This is a genomic window from Nocardioides sp. LHD-245, assembly GCF_030929495.1.
Classification (GTDB): Bacteria; Actinomycetota; Actinomycetes; order Propionibacteriales; family Nocardioidaceae; genus Nocardioides.
This window is the reverse complement of sequence record NZ_JAVFWN010000001.1, coordinates 19,831-33,178: the sequence shown is the minus strand read 5'-3', so window position 1 is coordinate 33,178 and position 13,348 is coordinate 19,831. Positions and strand designations below refer to the sequence as shown.

The 13,348-nt window shown below is 71.5% G+C and carries 15 protein-coding genes and 1 tRNA gene; 7 read left to right on the top strand and 9 right to left on the bottom strand.

All coding sequences use genetic code 11. The features are described 5' to 3' along the window. Window positions 1–87: 87 nt before the first annotated feature. Both RB608_RS00185 and RB608_RS00180 read left to right on the top strand, forming a co-directional pair. Window positions 88–786, top strand: coding sequence for a uracil-DNA glycosylase (locus RB608_RS00185; RefSeq protein WP_308085753.1), 699 nt, complete (start codon window positions 88–90; stop codon window positions 784–786). A 70-nt stretch (window positions 787–856) separates the two neighbouring features. Further along, on the top strand, window positions 857–1,645 hold the full coding sequence (locus RB608_RS00180; RefSeq protein ID WP_308085752.1) for a class III extradiol ring-cleavage dioxygenase: 789 nt from the start codon (window positions 857–859) through the stop codon (window positions 1,643–1,645). Here RB608_RS00180 and RB608_RS00175 read toward each other — a convergent pair. Together RB608_RS00175 and RB608_RS00170 are read right to left on the bottom strand one after the other, a co-directional pair. Further along, entirely contained in the window at window positions 1,593–2,801 is a 1,209-nt protein-coding gene (locus tag RB608_RS00175) for a Cmx/CmrA family chloramphenicol efflux MFS transporter (protein ID WP_308085751.1), read from the bottom strand. The genes RB608_RS00180 and RB608_RS00175 overlap by 53 nt on opposite strands. Before the next feature lie 256 nt (window positions 2,802–3,057). After that, complete coding sequence (locus RB608_RS00170; RefSeq protein WP_308085750.1) at window positions 3,058–3,357, bottom strand: MerR family transcriptional regulator; 300 nt, start codon at window positions 3,355–3,357, stop codon at window positions 3,058–3,060. 79 nt (window positions 3,358–3,436) lie between these two features. On the opposite strand from RB608_RS00170, the gene RB608_RS00165 reads away from it, so the two are divergent. Beyond that, window positions 3,437–3,880 carry an Hsp20/alpha crystallin family protein gene (locus tag RB608_RS00165; protein WP_308085749.1) on the top strand — a complete coding sequence of 148 codons (444 nt, stop codon included), beginning with the start codon at window positions 3,437–3,439 and terminating at the stop codon, window positions 3,878–3,880. 29 nt (window positions 3,881–3,909) lie between these two features. Here the strand turns inward: RB608_RS00165 and RB608_RS00160 are convergent, their stop codons facing one another. Both RB608_RS00160 and RB608_RS00155 read right to left on the bottom strand, forming a co-directional pair. Then, the gene (locus RB608_RS00160; protein ID WP_308085748.1) at window positions 3,910–5,469 is read right to left on the bottom strand and encodes a succinic semialdehyde dehydrogenase; all 1,560 of its coding nucleotides are present in this window, start codon (window positions 5,467–5,469) and stop codon (window positions 3,910–3,912) included. Continuing rightward, window positions 5,466–7,121 (bottom strand): GMC family oxidoreductase N-terminal domain-containing protein, encoded by a 1,656-nt coding sequence (locus RB608_RS00155; RefSeq protein WP_308085747.1) that lies wholly within the window; start codon window positions 7,119–7,121, stop codon window positions 5,466–5,468. Before RB608_RS00155 ends, RB608_RS00160 begins: the two co-directional genes overlap by 4 nt. Window positions 7,122–7,252: 131 nt before the next feature. On the opposite strand from RB608_RS00155, the gene pdxY reads away from it, so the two are divergent. The 4 genes from pdxY (at window position 7,253) to RB608_RS00135 (ending at window position 10,018) form a co-directional block, all read left to right on the top strand. Further along, a complete protein-coding gene (pdxY, locus tag RB608_RS00150; protein ID WP_308085746.1) occupies window positions 7,253–8,116 on the top strand; it encodes a pyridoxal kinase PdxY in 864 nt (287 codons plus the stop codon). Between the two features lie 40 nt (window positions 8,117–8,156). Beyond that, window positions 8,157–8,232 (top strand) — tRNA-Thr (locus tag RB608_RS00145). A 114-nt stretch (window positions 8,233–8,346) separates the two neighbouring features. Then, window positions 8,347–9,459, top strand: coding sequence for an ATP-dependent DNA ligase (locus tag RB608_RS00140; RefSeq protein WP_308085745.1), 1,113 nt, complete (start codon window positions 8,347–8,349; stop codon window positions 9,457–9,459). 31 nt (window positions 9,460–9,490) lie between these two features. After that, window positions 9,491–10,018, top strand: coding sequence for a hypothetical protein (locus tag RB608_RS00135; protein WP_308085744.1), 528 nt, complete (start codon window positions 9,491–9,493; stop codon window positions 10,016–10,018). Window positions 10,019–10,020: 2 nt separating this feature from the next. Here RB608_RS00135 and RB608_RS00130 read toward each other — a convergent pair whose 3' ends face one another. From RB608_RS00130 to hemQ, 5 genes are all read right to left on the bottom strand, one after another. Beyond that, on the bottom strand, window positions 10,021–11,115 hold the full coding sequence (locus RB608_RS00130) for a DNA polymerase domain-containing protein (RefSeq protein WP_308085743.1): 1,095 nt from the start codon (window positions 11,113–11,115) through the stop codon (window positions 10,021–10,023). A gap of 19 nt (window positions 11,116–11,134) precedes the next feature. Beyond that, window positions 11,135–11,539: a peptide-methionine (R)-S-oxide reductase MsrB gene (gene msrB, locus RB608_RS00125; protein ID WP_308085742.1), complete on the bottom strand. Its 405-nt coding sequence runs from the start codon at window positions 11,537–11,539 to the stop codon at window positions 11,135–11,137. 22 nt (window positions 11,540–11,561) lie between these two features. Continuing rightward, window positions 11,562–11,993 (bottom strand): rhodanese-like domain-containing protein, encoded by a 432-nt coding sequence (locus RB608_RS00120; protein WP_308085741.1) that lies wholly within the window; start codon window positions 11,991–11,993, stop codon window positions 11,562–11,564. After that, window positions 11,990–12,439, bottom strand: a complete 450-nt coding sequence (locus tag RB608_RS00115; protein WP_308085740.1) for a cysteine dioxygenase family protein — start codon at window positions 12,437–12,439, stop codon at window positions 11,990–11,992. The genes RB608_RS00120 and RB608_RS00115 overlap by 4 nt, the downstream gene beginning before the upstream one ends. A gap of 162 nt (window positions 12,440–12,601) precedes the next feature. Next, window positions 12,602–13,348 carry a hydrogen peroxide-dependent heme synthase gene (gene hemQ / locus RB608_RS00110; RefSeq protein WP_308085739.1) on the bottom strand — a complete coding sequence of 249 codons (747 nt, stop codon included), beginning with the start codon at window positions 13,346–13,348 and terminating at the stop codon, window positions 12,602–12,604.

Below are 13,348 nucleotides of genomic sequence, written 5' to 3'. Positions count from 1 at the left end.
TCGCGGCAGCAGGGAGCAGCACCACGGCCGGACCCTCTGGGGTGGGTCTGGGGGGACCAGGCACCGATGGTGTCCTAGGGTTCGGCCGTGGGTGCACTCACCGGACTCGTCGACCAGGGCCTGATGGCCGCCGACTGGGCCGAGGCGCTGGCGCCGGTCGAGGACCGGGTCGCCGCCCTCGGGCAGTTCCTCCGTTCCGAGATCGCCGAGGGCCGGGCCTATCTGCCCGCCGGCGAGCACGTCTTCCGCGCGTTCCGGCGCCCGCTCGCCGAGGTCCGCGTGCTCGTCGTGGGCCAGGACCCCTATCCGACGCCCGGGCACCCGATCGGCCTGAGCTTCGCGGTCGACCGCGGCGTGCGGCCGATCCCGCGCAGTCTCGCGAACATCTACCAGGAGCTGGCCAACGACGTCGGCTTCGTCCCTCCCGGCCACGGCGACCTCACCGCGTGGACCGAGCAGGGGGTGATGCTGCTCAACCGGGTGCTGACCGTGCGCCCCGGCGAGCCCGGCTCCCACCGCGGCCAGGGCTGGGAGCATGTCACCGCCTGCGCGATCCAGGCCGTCGTACGCCGTGCCGAGGCGGGCGCGCCGATCGCCGCGATCCTGTGGGGTCGCGACGCGCAGACGCTCAAGGCGCACCTCGGCCCGATCCCCTCGGTCGAGTCCCCGCACCCCTCGCCACTGTCGGCCTCGCGCGGGTTCTTCGGCTCGCGGCCGTTCAGCCGGGTCAACGCGCTCCTGGCCGAGCGCGGCGGGCAGCCGGTCGACTGGACGCTGCCCGCCTGACGTCGCGCCCGGCCGTTGCCGTCCGGCCTTCCGGGGGAATATAGTTGAAGTCTCAACTATTGAGGTGGTCATGACCATGACGGACACCAGCACCCGGATGCCGGCCCTCTACATCGGGCACGGCGCTCCCCCGCTCCTCGACGACCCGGTCTGGTCCGGCCAGCTCGCCGCCTGGGCCCGCGACCTGCCGCGCCCGAAGGCGATCCTCATCGTCAGCGCGCACTGGGAGTCCGCGCCGCTGTCCCTCAGCGCGAGCGGCGCTCCGCTGGTCTACGACTTCGGCGGCTTCGCGCCGAAGTACTACCGGATGACCTACGAGACGCCCGACGCGACGGCTCTGGCCGCCCGGGTCGCCGCGATGATGCCGCGCACCGAGCCGGTCCATCAGCACGCGTCCCGCGGGCTCGACCACGGCGCCTGGGTGCCGCTGCGGATCATGTACCCGCAGGCCGATGTCCCGGTGCTGCAGATGTCGATGCCCACCCACGACCCCGGCCGGCTGATGGAGATCGGCCGCCGGCTCCAGCCACTGCGCGACGAGGGTGTGCTCATCATCGGCTCCGGGTTCCTGACCCATGGCCTGCCCTTCCTCACCTCGTGGCAGATCGACGCCGACGCCCCCGGCTGGTCGACCGACTTCGACGCCTGGGCCGGCGAGGCGATGGCCCGCGGCGACGTGGACGAGCTGGCGTCGTACCGCTCGACGGCGCCGGGCATGCCCTTCGCGCACCCGACGGTCGAGCACTACACGCCGCTGTTCGTCACCCTCGGCGCCGCGACCGACCCCACCGAGCCCGGCGACCAGGTCATCGACGGGTTCTGGATGGGGCTGTCGAAGCGCTCCCTGCAGGTCGCCTGACCCTCCCGCGCGCCGGGCGGGCCGCCGTCATCACGACCAGGGAGACCGCACTCAGGCCCGCTGCCGTCCAGACCGGTCCCAGCTCGCCGGAGCCGGAGATCGCCAGCGCACCCAGGGCCGGTCCGGCGGCGGCTCCGGCGTTGAGGGCCGCCGTGGCATAGGAGCCGGCCATCGTCGGAGCACCGGAGGCCGCGTAGAGCACCCGCGCGATCCAGGTGCTGCCGACCGCGAACGCCAAGGCGCCCTGGACGAACACCGCGACGAGCAGGGCGACCGGATGGGCCGCGAGCATCGCCAGCAGCACCCAGCCGAGAAGCAGGAGGGGCGAGCCCAGCCCGGCGACCAGGCCGGGACGCCGGTCCGACAGCCGCCCCGCGAGGGTGACCCCGACGAAGGAGCCGGCGCCGAACAGCACCAGCGCCAGCGGCACCCACAGCTCGTCGAGACCGGCGACGTCCGTCACCACGGGCGCCAGGAAGGTGAAGGCGGCGAAGGTGCCGCCGTTGACCAGCGCGCCGAGCAGCATCGCGACCATCAGGCGCGGCTCGCGCAGCTGCGCGAGCTCGGTCCGCAGCGACGGCCCGGCCGCCAGGTCCTCCTCGGTCGGGGCGGAGCGGGCAGGGACGCCTCGGACGATCCCGAGAGCCGCGAGCAGGCAGAGCAGCGCGATCGCCCAGAAGGTGGCGCGCCAGCCCAGCGCGGCGCCGAGGAGCGCCCCCGCCGGGACCCCGGCGACGGTGGCGAGCGTCGTGCCTGCGAGCAGGACCGCCAGCGCCCGCCCCTTGCGATCGGGCGCGACGAGCCCGACCGCGGTGCCGATGGCGACCGCCAGGAAGCCCGCGTTCGCCAGCGCCGCCAAGACGCGGGCGGCGAACAGCAGCGCGAAGCCCGGGGCGACGGCGGCGACGACATGCCCCAGGGCGAAGACGGCGACACAGCCCAGCAGCGTGCGCCGGGCGGGCCAGCGGCGGGCGAGCGCGGCCATCAGCGGCGCGCCGGCCATCATCCCGACGGCGAAGGCAGACGTGAGCAGGCCGGCGGTCCCGACCGGGACACCGAGACCGTCGGCGATCTCCGGCACCAGGCCGGCCAGCATGAACTCCGAGGTGCCCATGGCGAAGGTCGTCAGGGCGAGCAGATAGAGGGCGAGGGGCATCGAGGACTCCGAGGGACGAGCGGACGGATGGACGTCGTCTCGTCACGCGCATCACCCCGATGGGCGGGGCACCCGCGCACCCCCGGGACCGGTCGACCGGTCGCGAGGGACGCTCAGGGGGCCTGGGGACTGACGGCGTGACCGCAAGCCCCCGCTCTGGATGCCTCGGGGCTCACCACGGGACGCACCCTACCCGGCAGCGCCGGCGCCGCCCACCGACTTACGCGGGTGGCGGCGGCGCGGACCGCAGCAGGCGTCACCGACGGCCGGGCCCCTCCGGACGAGCCAACCTCGCCCGCAGCCGCGCGACCTCCGCCTCGAGCTCCAGCACCCGGGCGATACCGGCGAGGTTGAGGCCGTCGGCGAGCAGGTCGCGGATCCGGTGCAGCGTCTCGATGTCGGCGCGGCTGTAGAGCCGCGTCCCGCCATCGCTGCGCTGGGGCGCGAGCAGTCCCCTGCGCTCGTACACGCGCAGGTTCTGGATCTGCATCGAGGTCATCTCGGCCGCGACCGAGATCGCGAAGACCCCGCGGACCCGCTCTCGGTCTTGATTCACTGGCACAGATTATCTATAACAGATGGTGCAGATCAATGACCGGCCCGTCCGGCCGGCACATCCCGAAGGAGGACATGTCATGTTGCTGCGCTCCACCGATCCGTTCCGCGACCTCGACCGGCTGACCAGCCAGCTCCTGGGCGGCGGGCCGGGCACCACCAACCGTCCGGCCGTCATGCCGATGGACGCCTGGCGCCAGGGCGACCGCTTCGTCGTCGAGTTCGACCTGCCCGGCGTCAACGCCGAGAGCATCGACATCGACGTCGAGCGCAACGTGCTCACCGTCCGGGCCGAGCGCGTCGCCGGCAACGGCGACTGGCAGCGTCTCGCGGCCGAGCGGACGCACGGCCAGTTCTCCCGCCAGCTGGTGCTCGGGGACAACCTCGACCTCGAGCGCATCGAGGCCGGCTACGACAACGGCGTCCTGCGCCTGGTGATCCCGGTCGCCGAGAAGGCCAAGCCCCGCAAGATCCAGATCGCGGGCGGGGCACCCGCCGTCGAGCACGACGCCATCGAGGCGTGAGCCGGGAGGCTCCGCGTCCGCGGACACGCTCAGCGGACGCGGAGCCTCCGCATCAGCTTGAGCGAGCTCAGCATCTGCTTCACGTAGGCGTCGTAGCCCTGCCCCGGGCGCGGTCCCATGACCTGCTTCTTGAGCACCGCGACGTTCTTGGCGTCGGTGTACTTGAGCAGGCCCTGGTCGCCGTGGCGGGCGCCGACGCCGGACTTCTTGACGCCACCGGACGGCGACCCCTTCGAGGCGTACGCCGTCGCGAGCGCGTCGTTGATGTTGACGTTGCCAGACTCGATCCGCTCGGCCACCGCCTCCGCGCGGGCGAGGTCCCCGCTCCACACCGAGGCGTTGAGGCCGTAGTCGGTGTCGTTGGCGAGGTGGATCGCCTCGTCGACGGTGCGGTACGGGTAGAGCGCGACGACCGGCCCGAAGGTCTCGGTGTGGCCGGCGAGCATGTCCTTGGTGACGCCCTCGAGGACGGTCGGCTCGAAGAACGCCGGGCCGATGTCGGGACGCGCGCGGCCGCCGGTGAGGACGGTGGCGCCCTTGGCGACGGCGTCCTCGACGTGGGAGGCGACGCGGTCGCGATGGTCGGGGCTGACCAGGGAGCCGATCTCCGGCCCGAAGTCGTACGCCGCCCCGATCACCAGGTTCGCGGCCCGCTCGACGAAGGCGGACTTGAGCTCGTCGTACCGGCTCTCGGGCAGGTAGATCCGCTCGATGTGCATGCAGATCTGCCCGGTGTTGCCGAAGACGCCGAACGTCGTGCCCTCGACCCACTCCTCGACGTTGACGTCGTCGAGCACGATCATCGGGTTCTTGCCGCCGAGCTCGAGGCAGCAGCCGATCAGGTTGCGGCCGGCGCGCTCGCCGATCACCCGGCCGGTCGCGGTGGAGCCGGTGAACATGACGTAGTCGGCGTTGTCGATCAGCGTCGGGCCGATGTCGGGGCCCTCGCCGCAGACGACCTGGAACAGGCCCTTCGGGAGGCCCGCCTCCTCGAGCAGCGAGATGCCGTAGAGCGGCGACAGGGCGGTCTTGTTGTCGGGCTTGACCACGACGGCGTTGCCGGCGATGAGCGCGGGGATGGCGTCGGACAGGCCCGTGGCGAAAGGGAAGTTCCAGGGGGCGATGATGCCGACGACGCCCTTGGGGACCCGCACCTCGGTGGAGCCCGACACGACCGGGACCGGGCCGCCGTGCTTCTTGGGGGCGAGCAGCCTCCTGGCGCGCTTGAGGTAGTACGACATCACCATCGGCGGGTCGCAGGTCTCCTCGATGGCCATCCGCCGGTTCTTGCCACTCTCCACCTGGATCAGGTCGGCGGTGCGGTGAGCGTTGTCGACGAGGAGGGTGTGCGCCCGGTCGAAGACCTCGAGCCGCTTGGCGACGGGCCACTGCGCCCACAGCGCCTGCGCGGCGCGCGCCTGAGCGAAGGCGTCCTCGATGTCCTCGGGCGTCGACTGCGGCAGCTCGACGAGCACCTCGCCGGTGTAGACCTCGGTCAGCTTCCAGGTCGCGCCGGAGCGACCCGGCACGCGCGCGACGAGGCGCTCCAGCAGTTCGTCGGTGACCGAGGCGGGACGGGTCGTCGTCACCACTTCACGCCGCCCAGGATGATCTCGGCCGCCTTCTCGCCGATCATGTAGCAGGGCGCGTTGGTGTTGCCGCCGGTGATGCTCGGCATGATCGAGGCGTCCGCGACGCGCAGCCCCTCGATGCCGCGCACCTTGAGGTCCGGCGTGACGACCGCGCGCTCGTCGACGCCCATCCGGCAGGTGCCGACGCCGTGGTAGACGGACGTCGAGCGGTTCTTGAGCGCGACCCGCAGCTCCGCGCCGTTGGGGATCGACGGGCCGGGGTGGATCTCCTCCTTGACCCCGCCACCGAAGGCGGCCGAGGCCATGATCTCGCGGATCATCTCGGTGCCCTCGGCGAGCACCTCGACGTCGGCGGGGTCGGTGAAGAAGCCGTAGTCGATCAGCGGGGCGGCCGTCGGGTCGGCCGACGCGAGACGCAGCGTGCCGCGACTCTTGGGGTAGATCAGCGTCGAGAACACCGTCAGCGAGGGGCGGCCGTCGGGGATGTGGCGGATCGGCTCGTCCTGGTTGGGGCTCGGGTAGGCCCACGGCAGCATGTGCAGTTGCAGGTCGGGCACGTCGGTCGCCGCCGACGTCCGCACGAAGCCGACGGACTCGAACACCGAGTTGTCGAGGAACGAGCCGCCGCGGGTGACGTCCTTGGCCATCCCCTTGAAGAAGGTCCAGGCGTTGCCGCGGAACTGGACGCTCGGCACGTGGAACGACATCGGGTGGAACAGGTGGTCGTGCAGGTTGTCGCCCACCGGGAGGTCGGCGACGCAGTCGATGCCGACGCTGGCGAGGTGGTCGGCATGGCCGATGCCCGAGAGCATGAGCAGCTGCGGGGTGTTGGCGAAGCCGGCGGAGAGCACGACCTCCTTGCCTGCCCTGATGAACCGGCGGGTGCCGCCGCCCTTGCCCTGGTCGATCACCTCGACGCCGGTGGCCCGGCCGTTCTCGACGACGACCTTGGCGACGTGCACCTCGGTCTGCAGCTCGAGCGTGCGCGGCGCGAGGTGGTGGACGTAGCCGCGCGAGGAGGAGTAGCGCAGCCCGTCAGCAGTGTTCTGCTGCATCCGGGCGATGCCCTCCTGCTCGGCGGCGTTGTAGTCGTCGAGGACCTTCACGCCGAGGGTGTCGGCGGTGGCCTGGATGAACTGGAGGGTGCCCTCCTGCGGCGTCTTGTTGCGGGTGATCTTGATCGGCCCGCCGGCGCCGCGGTAGGTGTTCTCGCCGTCCTCGAAGTCCTCATAGCGCTTGAACGCCGCGTTGACGCTGTCGGCGTCCCAGCCGGCGTTGCCCTCGGCCGCCCACGAGTCGTAGTTGGCGCGGTTGCCGCGGACGTAGACCATGCCGTTGACCGAGCTCGAGCCGCCCACGACCTTGCCGCGCGGGGCGGGCATCCGGCGGCCGTCGAGACCGGGCTGCGGCACCGAGCGGTAGCCCCAGTCGAAGAGCTTCTCGAGCTTGGGCTCGGAGTGCATCGGCCCGATCATGCCGGGCTTCTTCGTGAAGTAGCCGTGCATGCCCTTGTCGTCGGACTTACCGGCCTCGATGAGGATCACGCTCGCGCCGGACTGGGCGAGCCGCCCGGCGACGATCGACCCGGAACTGCCCGAGCCGACCACCACGTAGTCGGCCTCATTGGAGTACGGCGCGCGCTTGGCCATGCGGTTGTCCCATCCTTAGCTGGTGTGACCGGGGTCATCGGGCCCCCGACCAGCCCACTGTAACGCGTTCTAGTTTCGACACGAAAGGGTTTCACTTTCCCAATCGAGCGGCGGCGCGGGAGGATGGCGTGGTGCGGATCCTGTCCATCCAGTCCTCGGTCGCCTACGGCCATGTCGGCAACTCCGCGGCGGTCTTCCCGCTGCAGCGTCTCGGGCACGAGGTGTGGCCGGTGTTCACCGTCCACTTCTCCAACCACACCGGGTACGGCGCCTGGCGCGGTCCGCTGCTCGACCCGTCCGACGTCGGCGAGGTGATCACCGGCATCGAGGAGCGCGGCGTGCTCCCGTCCTGCGACGCGGTGCTCTCCGGCTACCAGGGCTCCCCGGCCGTCGCCGCGGTGATCGTGGACGCGGTGCGGCGGGTCAAGGCGGCCAACCCCGCCGCGACGTACACCTGCGACCCGGTCATGGGCAACGCCAGGTCCGGCTGCTTCGTGAACCCCGAGATCCCGCCGATCATCCGCTCCGAGGTGGTCCCGGTCGCGGACATCCTCACGCCCAACCAGTTCGAGCTCGGCTTCATCACCGGCCACGACGACCTCGGCGGACCGTCGCGGATCGAGGACGTGCTGAGTGCCGCCGACGAAGTGCGTGCCCTCGGGCCCTCGACCGTCCTGGTGACCTCCGTCGAGCGCGCCGGCGCCCCCGCCGACGTGATCGAGATGGTCGCCGTCACCGGCGAGGGCGCCTGGATCGTGCAGACGCCGCGCCTGCCCATGAAGGCCAACGGCTCCGGCGACATCACCGCCGCCCTCTTCACCGCCCACCTGCACACCACCGGCTCCGCCGCGGTCGCACTCGGACGGACCGTCGCGTCCGTCTACGACGTCCTGGCCGCCACCTTGGAGTCGGGCGAGCGGGAGCTGCGGCTGATCGCGGCGCAGGACGCCATCGCCGTACCGGACGAGCGGTTCGAGGTCACCCGACTGCGCTGAGCGCGGGCTGACTAGGATTGCCGGGCGCCCACGGGCGCACGCCGGTGTAGCTCAGTTGGTAGAGCGTCTTACTTGTAATAAGAGGGTCGCGGGTTCAAATCCTGTCACCGGCTCCAGACCGTCGTACCGGACATTCCGGTAGCGAATAGGCCGTTCTCGCAACCGTTTTGTCCGGTACGACGCCCACAGCATCACCGATGAGTGTCGGATCCCTGACTAGTCTCACCATCGTGGACCTCCCCGTGCTGCCGCCCGTCCTGCCGATGCTCGCGAAGGCCGTGTCGGGCGTGCCCGACCCGGCGAAATACGACGAGCAGGGGCTCAGCTTCGAACCCAAGTGGGACGGGTTCCGGTGCATCGTGTTCCGCGACGGCGACGAGGTGGAGCTGGCGAGCCGCAACACCAAGCCGCTGACGCGCTACTTCCCCGAGCTGGTCGAGGCGATGAGGGCGGAGCTGCCGGAGCGGTGCGTGCTCGACGGAGAGATCTTCGTGGCGCTCGACAGCGCGGACGGCAGGGGACGGCTGCAGTTCGAGGTGCTGCAGGAGCGGATCCACCCGGCGGCGTCGCGGATCAACCTGCTGGCGGAGCAGACGCCGGCGGACTTCGTGGCGTTCGACCTGCTCGCCCTCGGCGACGAGTCCTACCTCGAGCGGCCGTTCGCGGAGCGGCGGGCGGCGCTGGAGGAGGCGCTCGGCCATCTTTCCGCCGACAGCGGCCGGTGTCATCTGACCCGGACCAGCACGGATCCGGCGGTGGCCGAGGAGTGGTTCCACCAGTTCGAGGGGGCCGGGCTGGACGGGGTCGTGGCCAAGCCGCTGAGCGCGCCGTACGCGCCGAACGCGCGGACCATGCTGAAGATCAAGCACGAGCGGACGGCCGACGTGGTGCTGGCGGGCTATCGCGAGCACAAGACGAGCACGCCGGAGAACCCGCTCATCGGGAGCCTGCTGCTGGGGCTCTACCAGGACGGCGAGCTGCAGCACATCGGCGTCAGCGCCAGCTTCACCGCCGCGCGGCGGGCCGAGCTGTGGCACGAGCTCCAGCCGCTCGTCGTACCGATCGAGGAGCACCCGTGGGGGCGTTGGCAGGAGTTCCTCGTCGCCAACCCCGGCCGCCAGCCCGGCACCCAGAGCCGGTGGAGCCAGGGCAAGGACCTGTCGTTCACGCCGCTGCGGCCCGAGCGCGTCATCGAGGTCAAGTACGACGCCATGGAGGGCCGCCGCTTCCGGCACACCGCCCACTTCAAGCGGTGGCGCGAGGACCGGGATCCGGAGTCGTGCGGCTATGAGCAGCTCGAGCAGCCGGTGCGCTACGACCTCGCGGACGTGCTCGGGGGCTGACGCGCGCCCGTCCGCCGGGCAGGATGGTGTCATGAGCACCGCTCCCCGTGAGGAACCGTACGCCGTCGTCCTGCTCGTCGAGCAGGCGCTGACCGCCGCCGACGCCGCCCAGGTCCGGGGGCTGCACCAGGAGCTGGACGACGACCCGACCATCGAGGTGCAGTACCACGTGCTGCTCCCGATGGCCGACGCCGCGGCCGCCGTCGAGGCGTCCCTCGGCGCCATCGGCGGCGCCGACCTGATCGCACCGCCGATCACCCCGTCCGCGGACGAGATCGAGCGCCTGCGCGAGGAGTATCGCGACCAGGCGGAGCGCGACCTGGCGACCACCCGCGAGATGCTCGTGGCCGCCGGCGCGATCATCGGCGGCATGACGATCGTGACCGAGCCGCCGGTCGACGCGCTGATCGGGAAGGTCAAGGAGATCGACGGGCGGGAGGCGATCATCCTCACCCGCCCGCACCTGGTGGCCGAGTTCTTCCACGTCGACTGGACCTCGCGGGCCCGCCGCAAGCTCGGCGTGCCCGTGCTGCACCTGCTGGAGCACGAGACGGACTAGCCTCAGGCGCCGTCGACCCGGTTGCCGTCGGCGTCCCAGTGCTCGGCGACCTTCTTGCTCGGCTGCACCCGGGGCGGCTCTCCCGGCATCTTGGGATAGTCGGGCGGGAAGTTGAGCTCGCCCTCGCCGTCCGCGACCTGCCGGTCCCACAGGTCGAGCAGCGGCTGAAGGGAGTACGACGTGTCGTCGATCCCGGCCCACGGGTCGCCGTCGGCCATCCGGTCGGGCACGGTGAACAGGTTGAACTCACGCGGGTCGCTCACGCCGGCGAGCTCGGCCCAGGTCATCGGCGTCGACACCGGGGCGCCGGGCTGCGGGCGCAGCGAGTAGGCCGAGGCGATGGTGCGGTCGCGGTTGTTCTGGTTGTAGTCGATGAAGATCCGCTCGCCGCGCTCCTCCTTCCACCACGCGGTGGTGACCTGCTCGTCGCGGCGGGCCAGCTCGCGACCGAAGGCGATGGCGGCGTGCCGGACGTCGGTGAACTCCCAGCGCGGCTCGATCCGGACGTAGACGTGGACGCCCCGGTTGCCGGAGGTCTTCGGGTAGCCCTGCAGGCCGAGCTCCTCGAGGAGCTCGCGGGCGACGCCGGCGACCCGGACGGCGTCGCCGAAGGTGGTGCCGGGCTGGGGGTCGAAGTCGATGCGCAGCTCGTCGGGGTGGTCGACGTCGGGACGGCGCACCGGCCAGGGGTGGAAGGTGAGGGTGCCCATCTGCGCGCACCACACCGGCACGGCGATCTCGGTCGGGCAGATCTCCTCGGCGGTGCGGCCCGACGGGAAGGTGATCTCGACGGCCTCCAGGTAGTCGGGAGCCCCCTTGGGGACGCGCTTCTGGTAGAAGCCCTCGGCGTCGTTGTCGCGCGGACCGGTGGCCAGCCGGAAGCCCTCGCGGACTCCCGACGGCCATCGCTCCAGCGCCGTCGGTCGCTCGCCGAGCGCCCGCATCAGGCCGTCGCCGACCGCGACGACGTACTCGGCGACCATCAGCTTGGTGACCTCGGGCGTGCGCTCGGTCGCCTCGTAGATCACCCGGTCCGGGCTGGACACCCGGACCTCGCGGTCGCCTGCCTGCACCATCGCCGCCGGAGTCTTCGCCATGCGTCGACCCTATGCGGAGTCAGGCCTGGTCCGCTGGCTCCAGGGTGAGGCTGATCGAGTTGATGCAGTACCGGTCGCCGGTCGGGGTGCCGTAGCCGTCGGGGAAGACATGCCCGAGGTGGGAGCCGCAGTTGGCACAGCGCACCTCGACCCGCTTCATGCCGTGCGAGTCGTCCTCGAGGTACTCGATCGTGTCACTGATCGGCTGGTAGAAGCTCGGCCAGCCGCAGCCGGAGTGGAACTTCGCGTCGGACTCGAACAGCTTGGCCTGGCAGGCCTTGCAGCGGTAGACGCCGGTGGTCTCGGTGTCGGTGTACTCACCGGTGAAGGCCCGCTCGGTGCCGGCCTGGCGGAGCACCTGGTACTCCTCGGGAGCCAGCTCCGCGCGCCACTCCTCATCCGTCTTCTCGACTTCGTATGCCATGTCTCCGAGCGTACTCAGCCGGTCACGCCGCGACCCCCGCGACGGGCATCCCGGCGGCCCGCCACGCCGCGAACCCGCCGACGACGTCGGTGGCCCGGTGCACGCCGATGCTGCGCAGCGCGTCGGCGGCGAGGGAGGAGGTGTAGCCCTCCTGGCACAGCACGATCACCCGGCGCTCGTACGACGCCTCGGGCAGCCGGGCGTCGCTGCGCGGGTCGAAGCGCCACTCGAGGACGTTGCGCTCGACCACGAGGGCGGGCAGCCAGGCGGCGACCTCGCCCTCGAGGGCACGCTGGGCGGCGGGGCGGATGTCGACCAGGAGCACCTGGTCAACGGTGACCAGCTCCTGGAACGCCGCGCGCGGGCTGATCCGGTCGAGGCGGGACCGGGCGTCGGCGAGGAGGGCGTCCACGCCGTCGTACCGGACGGGGGTGACGGGGGCGAGGATGCTCACCACTCCTCCCCCGCCCGCTCCACGCCGAGCACCTCGAGCCGGTCGCCGCGGAAACGGAAGCGGGTCATGGCGTGCAGGCGCGGCGAGTACGCGTGCAGCGAGAGCGCGGGGCGGTCGCCGGCGTTGCGCACGTCGTGGGCGTAGCCGGCGCCGAACGCCTTGCCGTCGCCCACGCCGAGGTCGATCAGCCGCAGCCCGCCGTCGAAGGTGTGCTCGGTGAGCCGACCGTCGAGGACGGTGAACGCGCCGGCCGAGGGCCCGTGGTCATGCCAGTCGGTCGCGGCGCCCGGCGGCCAGGAGATCAACCAGAGCTCGTAGTCGTCGGTCGTGAGCAGGCGGATCCACGAGCGCTCGTGCGGGTCGTGGTCGAGGAGGTGGAGCAGGTCGGGGTCGGTGGCGTGGTCGCGCACGACCTCGAGCAGGGGCAGGACGGCGAGCTGGGTCATCGGGTTCCTCCGGGGGTGGTCGGTGCTGGATCGGGTGCGGATCAACAGCAGCGACAACACGGCCCGGGGCCCCGGAGGGTGCCGCGCAGGACGAGAGGGAGGCGGGTCATGCCTCCATAGTGGAGTAAGTCAATAGACTTTGCAAGTCCGGCACGCCGGGAATCAGGGCAGCGCCGCCAGCAGCTCGGCGAAGCCCACCCGCCGACCGGTGTAGAACGGCACCTCCTCGCGCACGTGGCGACGGGTCTCCGAGCCGCGCAGGTGACGCATCAGGTCGACGATCCGGGTCAGGTCGTCGGCCTCGAAGGCGAGGATCCACTCGTAGTCGCCGAGCGCGAAGCTCGGGACGGTGTTGGCCCGCACGTCGGGATAGCCCCGCGCCATCTGGCCGTGCTCGGCGAGCAGGCGGCGACGCTCGGCGTCGTCGAGGAGGTACCACTCGTAGGAGCGGACGAAGGGATAGACGGCGGCATAGGCGTGGGCGCGCTCCTCGGCGAGGAAGGCCGGCAGGTGGCTGCGGTTGAACTCGGCCGGGCGGTGCAGCGCCATCTGCGACCAGACCGGAGCGAGCCGCGCGCCGAAGGCCGTACGCCGCAGCCGGTGGTAGGCGTCCTGGAGCTGGTCGCTGGTGGCGGCATGCCACCAGATCATCAGGTCCGCGTCGGCGCGCAGTCCCGCGACGTCGTACAGGCCCCGGACGACGATGTCCTCCGCGGCCAGGTCGGCGAGGAACGCCTCGAGCTCGGCGGTCTCGTTCTTGCGGACGACGTCGTCGGAGCCGAGCGGCTGCTCGAGCCGGAAGACCGACCACATGGTGAAGCGGACGGTGTCGTTGAGCTCGTTGATCTTCGCCGCGTTGGACTTGACGTGCGCCTGCGGGTCCTGAGTCTGGGGGTCCTGGTCCGACAT